The sequence below is a fragment of the Aquirufa beregesia genome, assembly GCF_011090385.1.
Classification (GTDB): domain Bacteria; phylum Bacteroidota; class Bacteroidia; order Cytophagales; family Spirosomataceae; genus Aquirufa; species Aquirufa beregesia.
Genome location: NZ_SEWW01000006.1, coordinates 109026 through 124154, shown reverse-complemented (window position 1 = coordinate 124154; position 15129 = coordinate 109026). Strand labels below are relative to the sequence as shown.

The 15129-nt window shown below is 38.6% G+C and carries 12 protein-coding genes and 1 tRNA gene; 4 read left to right on the top strand and 9 right to left on the bottom strand.

Annotation, left to right across the window (positions count from 1 at the left end):
* Nucleotides 1-8: 8 nt before the first annotated feature.
* The 6 genes from EWU23_RS10330 to EWU23_RS10305 form a co-directional block, all read right to left on the bottom strand.
* Nucleotides 9-3260, bottom strand: a complete 3252-nt coding sequence (locus tag EWU23_RS10330; RefSeq protein ID WP_166231844.1) for a T9SS type A sorting domain-containing protein — start codon at nucleotides 3258-3260, stop codon at nucleotides 9-11.
* A 155-nt stretch (nucleotides 3261-3415) separates the two neighbouring features.
* Nucleotides 3416-4312 (bottom strand): hydroxypyruvate isomerase family protein, encoded by an 897-nt coding sequence (locus EWU23_RS10325; protein ID WP_166231842.1) that lies wholly within the window; start codon nucleotides 4310-4312, stop codon nucleotides 3416-3418.
* A 28-nt stretch (nucleotides 4313-4340) separates the two neighbouring features.
* Entirely contained in the window at nucleotides 4341-4700 is a 360-nt protein-coding gene (locus tag EWU23_RS10320) for an NINE protein (RefSeq protein WP_166231840.1), read from the bottom strand.
* A 7-nt stretch (nucleotides 4701-4707) separates the two neighbouring features.
* Nucleotides 4708-6369: a complex I subunit 4 family protein gene (locus EWU23_RS10315; protein ID WP_166231838.1), complete on the bottom strand. Its 1662-nt coding sequence runs from the start codon at nucleotides 6367-6369 to the stop codon at nucleotides 4708-4710.
* A 21-nt stretch (nucleotides 6370-6390) separates the two neighbouring features.
* Entirely contained in the window at nucleotides 6391-8286 is a 1896-nt protein-coding gene (locus tag EWU23_RS10310; protein WP_166231820.1) for an NADH-quinone oxidoreductase subunit 5 family protein, read from the bottom strand.
* Between the two features lie 44 nt (nucleotides 8287-8330).
* A complete protein-coding gene (locus EWU23_RS10305; protein ID WP_166231818.1) occupies nucleotides 8331-8576 on the bottom strand; it encodes a MoaD/ThiS family protein in 246 nt (81 codons plus the stop codon).
* Between the two features lie 80 nt (nucleotides 8577-8656).
* Here EWU23_RS10305 and moaA point away from each other — a divergent pair, with 80 nt between their 5' ends.
* The gene (gene moaA / locus EWU23_RS10300) at nucleotides 8657-9637 is read left to right on the top strand and encodes a GTP 3',8-cyclase MoaA (protein WP_166231965.1); all 981 of its coding nucleotides are present in this window, start codon (nucleotides 8657-8659) and stop codon (nucleotides 9635-9637) included.
* A gap of 2 nt (nucleotides 9638-9639) precedes the next feature.
* On the top strand, nucleotides 9640-10623 hold the full coding sequence (locus tag EWU23_RS10295) for a bifunctional heptose 7-phosphate kinase/heptose 1-phosphate adenyltransferase (protein ID WP_166231816.1): 984 nt from the start codon (nucleotides 9640-9642) through the stop codon (nucleotides 10621-10623).
* Nucleotides 10624-10716: 93 nt separating this feature from the next.
* Here EWU23_RS10295 and EWU23_RS10290 read toward each other — a convergent pair whose 3' ends face one another.
* From EWU23_RS10290 to EWU23_RS10280, 3 genes are read right to left on the bottom strand one after another with little or no spacing between them, the layout of a single operon-like run.
* On the bottom strand, nucleotides 10717-11106 hold the full coding sequence (locus EWU23_RS10290; protein ID WP_166231814.1) for a RidA family protein: 390 nt from the start codon (nucleotides 11104-11106) through the stop codon (nucleotides 10717-10719).
* Nucleotides 11096-11893 (bottom strand): uroporphyrinogen-III C-methyltransferase, encoded by a 798-nt coding sequence (gene cobA, locus EWU23_RS10285; protein WP_166231812.1) that lies wholly within the window; start codon nucleotides 11891-11893, stop codon nucleotides 11096-11098. Before cobA ends, EWU23_RS10290 begins: the two co-directional genes overlap by 11 nt.
* 1 nt (nucleotide 11894) lies before the next feature.
* Entirely contained in the window at nucleotides 11895-13985 is a 2091-nt protein-coding gene (locus tag EWU23_RS10280) for a HEPN domain-containing protein (protein ID WP_166231810.1), read from the bottom strand.
* Nucleotides 13986-14319: 334 nt separating this feature from the next.
* Here EWU23_RS10280 and EWU23_RS10275 point away from each other — a divergent pair.
* Nucleotides 14320-14407, top strand: a tRNA-Ser gene (locus EWU23_RS10275).
* Between the two features lie 99 nt (nucleotides 14408-14506).
* The gene (locus tag EWU23_RS10270; protein ID WP_166231808.1) at nucleotides 14507-15121 is read left to right on the top strand and encodes an FMN-binding negative transcriptional regulator; all 615 of its coding nucleotides are present in this window, start codon (nucleotides 14507-14509) and stop codon (nucleotides 15119-15121) included.
* Nucleotides 15122-15129 lie beyond the last annotated feature (8 nt).

Genomic DNA, 15129 nt, shown 5'->3' with positions numbered 1-15129 from the left:
ATCTCTTACTAGGGGCTAATGATGATCACTTTCTCTTTGCTGAAATTTGGAGCAATGATTTTTAATATATAGGTTCCAGCCGGAATTGTGGGTAATTGTAAGCTGATAGGTTGTGAACTTGGAGGGAGGAGGTAGTTAATGATTTCATTTCCTAGGAAGTCAAATATCTTTGCTTCGGCATCTTGAATGTCTTCTAAAAGTTCTAGATGTAATAATCCAGTCTTATTGGGATTAGGGAATATGGATATCCCTTGCATACTTTCTGGAATCGACATACTTATTTTTTGGTAAGAGGAATAGCATACTATACTTTTCGATTGAAAAAGGTCATATTGTTTTTTGGCTCTGACCTCAAAAAGGCCTATTTTCTTAGCCTTTATTAAAGCCTGATTATCATTCAATAATTGTTGATCCTTTTTCCATTCATATCCGTCTGGATAATCCACACTAATGACCTCAAGAAAATATACACCTGATTTTTTAATGGCAGGCATTAAGGGATTATCTCGGCGGTAAATGCTAATTTCTTCACTCCTTTTCGACCAACATCCAAAATGGTTTTGAGTCTTAAGCCAATAATTTCCTGAATCAGTAATTTGAATACTAGGATTGGAGGAATCATTTTTCCATAAGTAAGCATGAGCTCGACTTGCTTGTAATTGAATGCTTTCGCCCGAGCAAAACTGCCTAGAAGGAATTGCCTCAAGGATAGGAGTGGGTTCTTCGGGATAATGATATGCTTGGATAGAATCACTTGGGATAGACCAACATCCATATTGATTTTGTACTTTCAGCCAATACTTTCCTGTTTTTTTTACATAGCTAGTTTGTGTTGTCATTCCTGTATTCCATTGATAGCCTAGAAAGTTTGTGGGAGCTTTTAATTGGATGGAATCACCTTCACAAAAGCCAAGTGCTGGCCAAGCCACAATATTCGGTTGATTCGGATTTTCATGCACTTGAATAATATATGGTTCAGACCAATCAGACCAACATTGATTATCTTGGCTAACCTGAGCTTGAAATTCAAAATGACCTGATTGATGCGCTCGAAATTTGATAAAGCTTTCTTTTTCTCCAGTTTTCCATCGGATGTATGAATAGGAAGGTGCCGTTTGTAGTAAGGTACTATCTCGGATACAAAGTGATGATTTTGAGGCAGTGATGGTTGATGCTGGTGGAGCTATGCGAACTTCAAGGTCCAAAATTTCGCTTCGGTAGAAACAAGTGTTTTGTTGAATTAACGCCTGGTATTGTCCAGCTTCTAAAGTTTGATGTAATATGAATGCCTCAGAGAAAAAATGCCCATCTTTTTCCCATCCCACGAATTGACTTTTATATATTTGATCTATTTCAATTTGTGCCATTTGATCATGGCATACGTAGCTTTCAAAATTTTTAATGATAGGGATATTGGGTTTTTTCAATACAGGAATAGTCAAATTGATGGTATTACTATTCGGATCTGAGCAGCGTATTTGTACGAATAATTCATAACTAGCATCTACGATCCATTCTGAGCCTTGTGCTCTCATGTGCTCAGGCCCATACTGATTGAAATACATCACATTTCCTGGGCAACCTTGAACCTGTATTTTGTAGGCATCTTGTTGGCATAAAGGATCCATGGTGTAGCTTATTTCATGCCATACAGGAATAGGAATATCCTTTGTTTCGTCTACTTCTACATCTTCTTTTTCATCTTCCATTGGATTATCCACCTCTGTATCTGGGTCTGATTCTGGGTCAGGTGTTACCGTAATGCTGTCTTTAGGAACTTCAGGTAATGAAATGCTATCCATGGGAATATTAATTATCTGATTTTCCCATTGTATATATACGGAATCTTTAAGCATACAATTCAATTGGTCTTTAACTTGAAGTTTGATATAGCCTGAAGAACGAAATGGGCCAATGATGGGATTACTTTCTTGAGATGAGTGGATAGGCGTATTGTTGGATGTAGACCAACTATACTGGTAGGGAGGATTTCCATTTCTAGCGGTTATAATTGATTTGGTATCATATAATTCATCTCCTTTTAGCTGTTTATTTTCACCTGCATCGACCAAGAGGGAAGGGGAGATATTTACCCGAATGGCTGATTTTGGACTTTCGCATTCATTGATTTTTTGAGAGACCCATCGGGTTATTTCAAGTACATCTTGTCCCAAATTTGTTGTTTGACTTACAGTAATGGATGTCGCTGTACTGATCGTATTTTTATCTGTCGAGTTTAGATACCACAAATTATTACTTCCTCCAGAGGCCTTAAAAGTAATCATAGAACCACTGCACACTTGAGCAGGCGTTCCACTGTTGCTAGGAGCTGAGGGGACTGGGTAGGCTTGAGCATAAGTACCTACCGAAGGAAGGCTTTCGCAGCCGTTTTTGTAGCAAGTTGCTTTATATAAATAGGCTGTGGCGTCAGTAAGCGAGACATTTAAGCGGGCTCCTTCGCCTATTTTTTGTCCTTGTGTATCGTACCAGTAAGTACTATATGGAGAGCAGCCTGTGGAATTCACGGAAATAGGGCTATCCATACATCCTTTATAAAGTGTAGAGGCATGGCTAGGGATAGGTGCATTTTTAATTTGTAAACTTACTTCGCTGGAAGTTCTGGGGCAGGTGCTCGTCTGGTTTTCATTCGTCAATGAGCCTTCATTATCATTGTTTGGACTAATGGAAAAATTGATTCGTACTTTGATTTTTTGACTATTCAAACTCATCATGGCTTGAGAAATGACCAGTTCTTTGCTCTTAGTCCCACTGAAATTAGCATCATCTACTAAATCCTCAAATGGGCCACCATTGATGGATCTAGTCCATTGATAATGTTGAACCTGTGCCAATGATGCACTCAGAATTTGAGGAATCAAGGTGCCAGATCCTCGCTCGCAGATGCTTGGATTGACAATGGAGGTGATGCTATGTAAAGTGATACTTGCTTCTTGCGAATACAGCTGGCAGGCATTTTTGCTGACCTTTACTCGATATAAAGTGCCAGAAGGATGTAAGGTTCCTCCACTGGGATATATTTGATATTGGGAACTGGTAGCACCTGAAATCAGGCTGAATTGACTATCACTTGGTCGTTTCTTCTCCCATTGGTAAAGATCGCCATCACTTTTAACCATCATTCGGATACTATTCCCATCGCAATCTGATTGTGATAATGGTTGAGATTGAATGATAGGACATTGCCCCTGTATTTCCCCGCAAATGCAAAGGAGTAGTAATTGGAAATAATGCTTTTTCATCTTGAATTCATTGAATGTGAGTTCAAATCAGAAAATAAAGCCTGCACCTATCAAGCCGAGGTGGACAGAAGAAGCGGAATAATAGACAAGTTGGCAAAAAAAATACGCAAGCTATTGATTTACAATAGCTTGCGTAAATATCAAGACTTTGGCAATTAAATATCGCAGATCTTAACCGCTTGCTCCAAGGAAGCCATTTTATCTGCACGAGCAGGGATGAATTCCTGCCCAATAAAGCCTTTGTATCCAGTATCATAAATAGCTTTGATGATGGCCGCATAATTTAACTCTTGGCTTTCATCAATTTCATTTCTGCCTGGAACACCACCTGTATGGTAATGAGAAATATATTGGTTATGCTTTTTAATAGTAGCAATTACATCTCCTTCCATGATTTGCATGTGGTAGATATCATATAGTAATTTAAATTTATCGGAACCGACCATTTCACATAATACAGCACCCCATTCTGTGTGATCAGCTTGGTAATCTTTGTGATTTACTTTGGAGTTGAGTAATTCCATAGAAATCGTCACATCATGACGCTCTGCAGTTTTCATGATGCGTTGTAGGCCTTTTTTACAATTTAATAAGCCTTGTTCATCACTCATTCCATCTCGGTTACCAGAAAAAGTAATTAAATTTTTAACGCCAACTTTAGCTGCTCTGGGGATTAAATCTTCATAAAAAGCGACCAATTGATCATGGTTTTTCATCTTATTGAAGAAATTAGGAAGTCCCATTCCTTCGGGATATTTGCCCCAACCAATAGCGGCAGTCATATCATGCTTTTTCAGTATATCCCATTCTTCTGGTCCAGTTAGCTCAATGGACTGTAAACCAATTTTTTTGGCATTAATGACTAATTCTTCAAAGGGAATTGCCTGATAGCACCAGCGACAGGCAGAGTGATTGACTTTGCCTTTTAAATCAATTCCTGTTTGCTTATCCGCTTCATTAAAACGGTGTTCCATGGAATTACCCAAGAAACCTAGACCTGCTAATCCTGCGGAATTTTTAATGACATCTCTTCTTGTGAATGTTGTTTTCATCGTCATGGTTTTTCTTAATTAAATGGTATTAGCCCTGCCAGTTTCCAATTAAACTACTGGTTTCTTCTAAAATTTTTAAATTGTATTTCAGGGCAATCTTTTTGTATTTGATTAAATCAACTATGGTCCCTATCAGTAATAAGCCTCCTGTAAAAAAATAGAGAAGACCTAATCCGATTCGGTTTGTAACAAAGCGCTGTATACCTGCGAAGCCTGCAAAACCCATGAGCGTACATAGGAGAATTAATAGCGTATCTCTCCTTCTAGCCAGATAAATACCCAAAAATTGCTCTTGTTGACTATCACTTAAGCCCTGCAATTTTTGTTTGACGGCAATCATTTCTTCTATTTCTAATTGAGAAATTAAAGGCAAAAATCTAGGGTTCATAAGCTAGCTAGTATGGTAGGGTTGTTAGGAAATTGGAAACAAAGTATTTGGACCAATCCAAGATTAATTGTGGTAATATACCGAAAAGGATGCTTAATATACCAAGGCTGAACAAACTAAATATTTCTAAGCGATTTAAATCGGGCAATTTCCAAGTGGAATTAAATAGAAGAGTCTTGCCCAAATAGACTTTTTGAAAGGTCCATAGGAAATATCCTGCACCTAATAAAATGCCAAATGCTCCTAAAACGGCCCATGCTGGATGTATATAGGGACTAGTAAAAGCACCTAGTAGACTGAAAAACTCTCCAATAAAACCAGAAAAACCAGGCAATCCCAAGGAAGCAAAAATGGCAATTCCTGAAATCAACGTGAAACGTGGCATTAAAGTAGCAATGCCAGAATAATGGTCAATTTGTCGATCGTGAGTTCTTTCATATAATACCCCAACAACTAGAAACAACAAGGAAGATAGAATACCGTGCGATATTAATTGGTAAATAGCGCCTTGCCATCCTTCTGCATGAAACGAGGAAATACCTAATAGCACAAATCCCATGTGCGAAACGGATGAATAGGCCACTAATTTCTTCAAGTCGCTCATGGCTAGGGCATTATAAGCCCCATAAATGATGGATATGGTACCGAGGGCAGCCATAATGTTGGCAGATTCTAAAGCCTCCTCTGGGAAAAAGGGTATAGCAGTTCTTAGCCAACCATAAGCTCCAATTTTCAGCAAAACACCAGCTAGTAACACAGAAATAGGAGTGGGTGCTTCTACGTGAGCATCAGGTAACCAAGTATGTAAAGGTACCATGGGTAATTTGATGGCAAAACCAATAAATAAAAGCCAAAATCCCCACATTCTGGCACTTAGGCCATTGAGTAACCAACCTGAATTGGGGTGTAAAATACTCGTAGTTTGACAATTATTGACATCACTTAAAGCCTGCATATCAAAACTATGTACCAAATCAATGTTGGCAATTTCTTTGTTGGCAATGGCTGTTTGAATGTTTTTCAGAGCTTCTAAATCAAAGTTTTGCCCCTCTTGAATTAAGCCCAGATGTTTAGCTGTTTCATACGGATCTATATAGGCTAAACTGATGCCCAACATCACGATGAGTATAAAAAGCGAGCCTATTAACGTGTATAAGAAGAATTTAATGGATGCGTAGTTTTTTCTTGGCCCCCCCCAAATTCCAATGAGGAAATACATGGGTAAGAGCATAAACTCAAAGAATACATAAAAAAGGAATAAATCACGGGATAAAAAACAACCCATCAAGGCGGCATTTAGCAATAATACCAAAGAAAAGTAGGCTCCTTTTTTCTCTTGAATGCTGTGTGAGTTAATGATAGCTAAAAAGGAAATAAAACCAGTTAATGCAATCAGTAAAAAACTTAAGCCATCTACTCCTAAGGAATATTTGATGACAAATTCTCCGAGTGAACCAAGGGGTAATTGAATCCATTGCAGTTCTTCTTTCCATTGAAAAGACGTAGCAGAATGGTCAAATTCCGTTCCAGCATAGATTAAGGCTAACAATTGAATGACTGAAATTCCAGTTGCCCAATGTTTGATTCCATTTTCCCATTTCACGACGGCAGCCACTAGGGAACCGATTAATGGTAAAAGAATAATACATGATAGTAGCGGTAAACCCATTATTTCATTTTAAAAGGACTTTTACATCCAAACGTAAAGTAAAAATAGCCCAAATGTTAAAAATACCAATATCCAATAATGCTGAACTTTTCCTGACTGCCACTTACTTAAGAAATGCCCCGAGATTTGACTAGTTTTCGTGCTAAATCCGACAAGTATACCATCCACCAACGATTGGTCTATCCAGGCTATGATATGTCCTGTCACCACTTGTAGCTGCGCTAACCAAATCAAAAATCGATCCAAAAAGAGGATGTCAATGACATGTGTCCAACGTGCTTTCCAAGGGATAAATTGGAAAATGGAAGGCCAAAATGCAGCCCAAAACTGGTAATTTTTTGCAGGAATCCAATGTCTACTAAACCAGGTTAAGCTTAAACCGATGACCCAACTAAAGGCAGTTATGACTAGCCAAAAGGCAGGGACTTCAAATGTTTTTATTTGAAACCAATTTACCAAAGAAGAGTCATGAATATGCAAAAAATTTGTGCTAGTCCAGAAAAACAAACTAAATAGTGCTAATAGAAGCACTGGGAAATGTTGGGGAATATTCCTTTTTGAGGATTTTTCTAAGGCTAATTTTGATCGATTTTCTCCCAAGAATATCAAGTAGAATTGCCGGCTGATATACCAATTACTTAACAGCATACCTACTCCTAGACAAGCAAGTAAAGTCCAATAGAAGGAGTAAAATGGGCTGTTTTGTGCATTTTCCCAAAGAAGTCCAGCCAGGTTTTCTTTACTGAAAAAACCATTGGTGAAAGGCAATCCCATTAAGCTAGCAGCAAAAACACCATAGCCGAGTGCTGTCCAAGGGAGCTGTTTTCTTAATCCACCCATTTGGTTTAAACTTTGGGCGTCAAGGTGACGACTTGATTTTTGATGGTGTAAATAATGTATTACTGATCCAGCAGCCAAAAATAAACCTGCTTTGAAAATACCGTGTACCACTAAATGCAAAAGTGAAGCGTCAGATCCCATACCCATCCACATTAGGCCCAATTGGGAAATGGTAGAATACGCCAGTGCTTTTTTTATGTCATTTTGGAATAGGGCAAAAATGGCACCACTCACAAGAGAAATGGCTCCAATGACAGCCATGAAAAGATGAGTATCTTCCCCAGTAAAAGGGTAGATTTTAATGCCTAAATAGACACCTGCTGCTACCATGGTAGCGGCATGAATTAAGGCAGAAGCGGGGGTTGGTCCTTCCATGGCATCGGGAAGCCAGGACATCAAAGGAAACTGAGCGGATTTACCTATTGCGCCTACTAATAAGGCAATTCCAATGGTAATAGGAGCGGGGCCTACTGAACCAATTTGCATGCTAGAAAATTCCATGGTGTCGAAATGTATCGACAATCCAATTAAACCAATAAGTAGTCCGATATCACCTAAACGATTTAATAAAAAGGCTTTTTTTGCAGCTTTGATGGCCACGTCTTTTTGATACCAAAAGCTGATTAATAAGTAAGAACAAGCACCCACCATTTCCCATGAGGCATAAAATATCCAAATTTGATCAGCAAATAGCAAGGCATACATAGCCGCTGCAAATAGGTGCAAGTACAAATAGTAACGAGCTAATTTAGGTTCATCCTGCAGGTATGAGCTGGAGAAAATTTGAACCAAAAAAGCCACTAAAGCTACTAATAGAGACACTAATTGGGCTGATGGATTAGCTTCAAAACTGGCTCTAAATTCGGAATCTCCTAAGCTAAACCAATTAAGGTGAATGGCCAGATGATTCCCCTGTAATTGGAAAATAAAATAGATTAATCCAATGAATTGGATGAAGGACAATAGGATAGAAAAGGTAGAAAGAAAACTTTTCGGAATTCTGGAAAAAACTGCGATGAGCATGGCCGAAATCCAAGGGAAAAGGAGGAGGCCAATAAATAAGGGGGTTAAGCCCATCGGGTTACACGAGTTTAATGTGCAAATATACAGTTCTTTGTCGTTTAACCGCCACTTACTGGAGGAATTAGGGCAATTTCCATGCCTTCATTCAAGATAAAATCGGCTTCTGGAAAATGATGTTCAGCCGCTATTCGAAGCGAAGGAAGATTTGCTAAGGACGGGTAGCTGGATTTTAATTCTTGAAGAAGCTGAGCCGCAGTGAGTATTTTCTCCGAATTCACCACAATTTCCTTATTTTGAAGCAAATCTCTTGTTAAACCAAAAAGTAGAATTCGATAGTTTGGCATTCGTTTGAGGGCTATTTTGTACCTTTGTGTATAATACAAATATATTGGATATTTCTCAAAGCTTACCTTCGTCTCGTCCTATTCTCTATGATAATCATGGTAGAGAAATGACATATTTGCGATTAGCCGTCACGGATCGATGTAATTTGCGGTGTTTTTATTGCATGCCGGAGGAAGGAATCCATTATATGCCTGAGAAACAATTACTGACTTGGGAAGAAATGTTGCGCATCGTACAGCAATTGTACGTCCTAGGATTAAGAAAAGTTAGAATTACTGGAGGGGAGCCCTTGTTACGTCAGGGCATCATGGAATTTCTAGAAGAGCTAAGTCGTTTAGAAGGATTAGAAGTTTGTTTGACCAGCAATGGTGTTTTACTGGAGAAACATATTCCACAATTGAAAGACTATGGTATCCGTTCCATTAATTTAAGTCTTGATTCATTAGACCGAAAACGCTTTCATCAAATTACTCGTCGGGATGATTTTGACGTGGTTTACTCGGCCATGTTGCGATTGATTGAGGCTGATTTTAAGGTGAAAATCAATGCCGTTGTGATGGATGGAAAGAACGAGCAAGATATTCTAACTTTGGCCCAATTAACGGAGCAATACCCTATTTCAGTTCGTTTTATTGAGGAAATGCCTTTCAATGGCTCAGGTAAAGGGTCAGCCATTTTGAACTGGGATTTTAGTAAGATTGTCGATCATTTGAAATCTCATTTTGGAAACATGCAACCGATGGCTGTAACTTATGGAGAAACGGCCCTGCGTTATCAAATACCAGGATTTAAAGGGGATGTTGGTGTAATTGCAGCCTTTAGTCGGACTTTTTGTGGGACCTGTAATCGGATTCGCTTGACGGCAATGGGTGAGGTGAAGACCTGTTTGTATGACGATGGGGTATTTGATTTAAAATCATTTATTCGGCAAGGAGTTAGTGACGAAGAAATTAGACAGACTTTCATTACTTTATTTGGTAGTAGACCGAAAGATGGTTTTGAAGCAGAAAAAAATAGAAAAGGAATTATAAACGAGTCTATGACTAGTATTGGCGGATAGTTATGAAAACAGTGAATGACATTTTCAAGGGTTTTGATCAGTTACAGGTTTTGGTTATTGGTGATTTAATGATTGATGCTTATACATGGGGAAAGGTGAGTCGAATTTCTCCAGAAGCGCCAGTTCCTGTGGTTCAAGTGATAAAAAAAGAAGCTAGATTAGGTGGTGCAGGAAATGTGGTCATGAATATAGCCAGTTTAGGAGCTAAACCTTGGGTGGTTTCGGTGGTAGGAGATGATGAGGCAGGTATGCAATTAAAATCGTTGTTGGAAAGAGAAGGGATTTCCTTAAGCGGAATTGTAGAGGAAAAAGGCAGAACAACTTCCATTAAAGAAAGAATTATAGCCGGTTCTCAACAATTGTTACGTGTTGATTCAGAAACCGACAAGTCTGTGCAATTGGTTAGTTCTCAGGCGCTTCTAGAAAAGGTAAAAGCCTGTATCCAGAAAGTAGATGTGATCATTTTTGAAGATTATGACAAAGGCGTTTTGAATGAGCAATTCATTCAAGAGGTGATTACCTTGGCAAGAAAACGTGGTATTCCCACGGTGGTAGATCCTAAAAAACGAAACTTTTTTAATTACCGAGGAGCGACCTTATTTAAACCCAATTTACATGAATTGCGTGACGGATTGGGTTTATTCCCGGAAGATTTGGAAGGGCAAAAATTATTGGAAACGGTACATCAATTTAAAGAAAGCCAGGGTTTTGATGGGGTATTTGTAACCCTTTCAGAAAGGGGAGTATTGATGGACTTGGGGCAAGAACAAGTACGGATTCCTGCACACATCAGACAAATAGCGGATGTTTCAGGAGCTGGAGATACGGTGATTTCTATTGCCGCATGTGCGCTTGCCTTGGGCTTACCGGCAAGGCATATCGCTTCCTTAGCTAATTTGGGCGGCGGACTAGTCTGTGAGTCTTTAGGCGTAGTACCTATTGATAAAGAATTATTGAAAAAAGAGGCTGAAAGCCACTTGATGTAAAGGTGTTTTTTACAACGCTGGCAAGGTTCCAAACCTTGACAGCGTTTGTCTAACGGACCAATTTTTGAATTATTGTATCAAGAAACTGATAAGCTATTCGTTAACCCAAGCCGTGAATTCTATTTCTACTTTATACTGTGGCGCGATCAAGGCAGAAATTTCATAAATGCCCGTGGTGGGCTTAATCGCTCCAAAGAAATGAGCATGTGCCTTGGCAATATCTAAGTTTTTTGAAATATCCGTGGTAAAAATGCGTGTTCTAACCACATCATTGATGGAAGAGCCAGCTTCTTCTAATACGACAGCGATTCGCTCAATGATATTATAGGTCTGCGCATATAAATCATCTTCTTTTACTTTGTCTCCATCTACTAAGGCCACTGTACCCGAGATTTCAAGTAAATTTCCTGTTTTTACTGCACGGCAGTAACCAAATACGTCTTCAAATGGAGAACCACTCGATATGGATATTCTATTGCTCATTTTTTTTAATTAGGTGAGATACTTTTTCCCAGATATCTTTCTTGGCATGACGGACAACCTCGCCAATGATAATGACTGCGGGATTACGAAGGTCTTCATTTTTAGCCAAATTTTCAAGTTCTCCGGCAATACCAAGACCTACTTTTTGTTGGGACATGGTCCCATTTTGAACAATAGCAGCCGATAAATTGGCTTTTCCTGCCTCCCGACAGATTTTCGAAATTTCGGTTAATCGATGCATGCCCATCAAGATAATGATGGTGGCGGTGGATTGTAAGCCAAGCTGTAAATCATTACTTAAAGAGCCATCTGATTTTGTGCCAGTCATGACCCAAAAACTTTCATTTACTCCTCTGATTGTCAAGGGGATATCGGCTGAACCAGCTGCGGCATAGGACGAACTTATACCTGGTATGTAAGCAGTTAATAGGCCAAATTGCTTCGCATATTCTATTTCTTCTTGACCTCTTCCAAAGACAAAAGGATCTCCACCTTTTAATCGAACGACATGCCCTAATTCATACGCTTTTTTTACAATTAGGGCATTAATGGCATCTTGGGAATGACTTTCTCCCGCTTTTTTCCCAACAAATATTTTTTCACAACTATCAGAACAATGTTCCAACAGGCTTGTATCCACTAATGCATCAAATAAAACTACTTGAGCACTTTGTAAGGCTTTGATGGCTTTTAAGGTAATCAATTCAGGATCACCAGGACCAGCCCCTACCACACTTAATTTAGGTTGAGGTTCTAATGACTTAAACCGACTTAATTGTTGGATCATCTTAATTACTGGCGATTGATTGGCGGAATAAACTAGCAGTTTCTAAAAAACTCAAAGCTTGCTGTGCATATGCTTTAGCGAATGCTTCACTAGGCTCATGTTGGTTGATTTGAAGAACTAAAGCAGAAAAACTATCGGCTTGTAAATCAAAATCACCTGTTTGAACATATTGTTCATCAAACTTCGTAATAACGGCATGTTGTGTTGAAACTTGTACACTTTTATCTAACAACAAGGCCTTGGCAGCAGAAACAAATACGCTATAGGCATGATATATGGCATCTGCCCAGCGCTTATCTTCTAAAGCGCTTTTGCACCAGTCAAATTTTTCTTCGGATTCAAAGAGCAAAGTTGCCACTAAATCGATGATTACACTGGCACATTCTCCCACACCAATTTCCGTATGAAAAGCTTCTGCAGCACCCCAATCAATGAAATCATCATCACTAAGTGTTTGTAAATCTGCAATTGGCTTTAGCAAGGTATAGAAATATTTTTCTCCTTGACGATCGTAGTATTGGTGGAAATATTCTCCTTCTAAGGCATTTTCTTCATAGTTATTTAAGACTACGCGCAACACTTCTGGACCTCTCTTAGAAGGCACTTTAATTACCTTATCTGCAATTTTACCTTCACCATTTCCTAAGGTTGCTCCTCCTAAAAGAACCTGCAATGCCGGAAGAACTCGTTTGTCTGGAGCTTTTAAAGATGAACCATGAAATCCAATACTGGCCATACTATGTTGCCCACAAGCATTCATACAACCCGAAATTTTGATTTTCATTTGGCTGTCATGAATTAACTCAGGAAAATCTTGCGATATCACTTCTTCTAATTTTGAAGTAATATTGGTAGAATCAGAAATAGCTAAATTACAGGTATCTGTACCAGGGCAAGCGGTGATATTGGCCACCGAATTCGCACCAGGAGAAGCGAAGTCGTGTTCTTTTAATACTTGATATACATAAGCCAAGTTTTGTTGAGGTACAAACTTGAACAATAAACCTTGATTAATGGTGATGCGGACATCATCCCCAATATATCCTTCCAAAGCTTGCATGATGCTCCTAGAAGTATCACTGGATATGTTGCCATTTAAAATGCGAACATAAACCCCAAAATATCCTGATTGCTTTTGTTCAAAAGTATTTGAGCTTAACCAAGTTTGATATTCAGTAGAACCATCGGATGAAAGGTCAGATAATTTACTTGGAATAGAAACTTCCCAAACACCATCGCTTGGGATTTCTACTACCTGATTTTTTAATGCTTTGGTTTCAGTGTTTACCAAATCCATGAATGCCTCAAATCCAATTTTTTGAATTAAAAACTTCATACGAGCTTTATGGCGAGAGTTTCTTTCTCCATGACGGTCAAAAACACGCAAAATAGCTTCCATGAAAGGAATGATTTTATTCTCTGCTAAAAATTCATAGGCAGTATAAGCTAACATGGGTTGAGCACCTAAGCCTCCACCTACTACTACTTTAAATCCCTTAACACCTTGCTGAATTTTAGGTATAAAGCCCATATCATGCAAATAAGCAAGAGAAGTATCTTCATCGGTATTGGAAAAAGATATTTTCACTTTTCTTCCCATTTCTTGACAAATCGGGTTTCTCAATAAATATCGGAAAGCCGTATCGGCATGGGCACTCACATCAAATAATTCCAAAGGATCAATACCCGAAGTAGGAGAGGCCGTGATATTTCTAACCGTATTTCCACATGCTTCACGTAGGGTGATATCGTCTTGTTCTAGTTTAGCCCATAATTCAGGCGTGCGGTCTAAGGAAACAAAGTGAATTTGAATATCCTGACGCGTAGTTAAATGCAAATTTCCAGTGGAATATTCGTCTGAAATAGCCGCAATTCGTCGCCATTGGTTAAACTTAATTTTACCATAAGGAAGTTTAATACGAACCATTTGTACACCTTGTTGTCTTTGGCCATAAACACCACGGGCCAATCGAAGGCTACGGAATTTCTCTTCATGTATCTCACCAGCTCTGAATTGAGCAATTTTCTTAGCAAGATCAATGATGTCTTTTTCTACTATAGGATTTTCTATTTCTGAGCGGAAGCTTTGCATAATGGCGTATTTTTAATCTTATATCAATCTTATATACTCTATATGATATATAGATTTTAGGCAAAATTACAAATTCAACGCTATTCGACCAAGGATTTTTCATTCGAATGTAAAAAACTTTTGCTTGGGAATCTTGGATATGGAGCTAATATTTAATGGCTGATCAAGTCATTTCTGTAAATTCATTTCAGCAGCTAATAGCTATACAGGCTAGTTAAGTAGCATTTTATGTGTTGAGTTGTATGAAAATAGCTTGAAATCGTAACAAAATAGAAAGGATATGAATGGCGACTTCCATTCTTCGGAAAAATTGATTAATTTCGCCCTCCCAAACAGAGGGGTGTCCGAGTGGTTGAAGGAGCACGCCTGGAAAGTGTGTATAGGTCTCAAGCTTATCGAGGGTTCGAATCCCTTCCCCTCTGCTAAAAGACAAATCTGATGTAGATTTGTCTTTTTTTATTTTAAGAAAGACCACTCTCCGTTTGAAATGAATACATTTGTTCACATAAATCCGCTGAACTATGTACATTCCTGCCGTCAATCAATTGACAGATCTAGTTGAAATCATCCACTTCATTCAACGATTCAGTTTTGGAACGATTATCACCACGGTACATGGTAGGCCTGTGGCGACTCATTTGCCTTTTGTTTCCCATCTGATAGATGATAAGATTATTTTGCGAGCTCATTTTGCCAAAGCCAATGAACATTGGCAGCATATCATAGATCAAGAAAACTTACTTATTTTTCAAGAACCCCATGCTTATATTTCCCCTAAGCATTATGAGAAAGATCAAAATGTACCCACTTGGAATTACATATCTGTTCACCTTTACGGTAAGGTCAGAATAGCCCATACCATGGAAGAGACTAAAGCTATTTTGGAAGAAAGTATTGATTTCTTTGAAAAGGACTATAAAACGCAATGGGCAGCTTTATCCGAAAATTATAAATCGAACATGATGCAAGGAATAGTCGCATTTGAAATAGAAGTTTCTGAAATTCAAGCCAAAAAGAAAATAAGTCAGAATAGATCTGAAAAAGAACAAGTACAAATTGCTCAAGCCTTGTCGCAAAGCTCTTCCACCCAGGAACAGCTTATTGCGGACTATATGAAAAAGAACTGGGAAAAGTAATTTAGCGC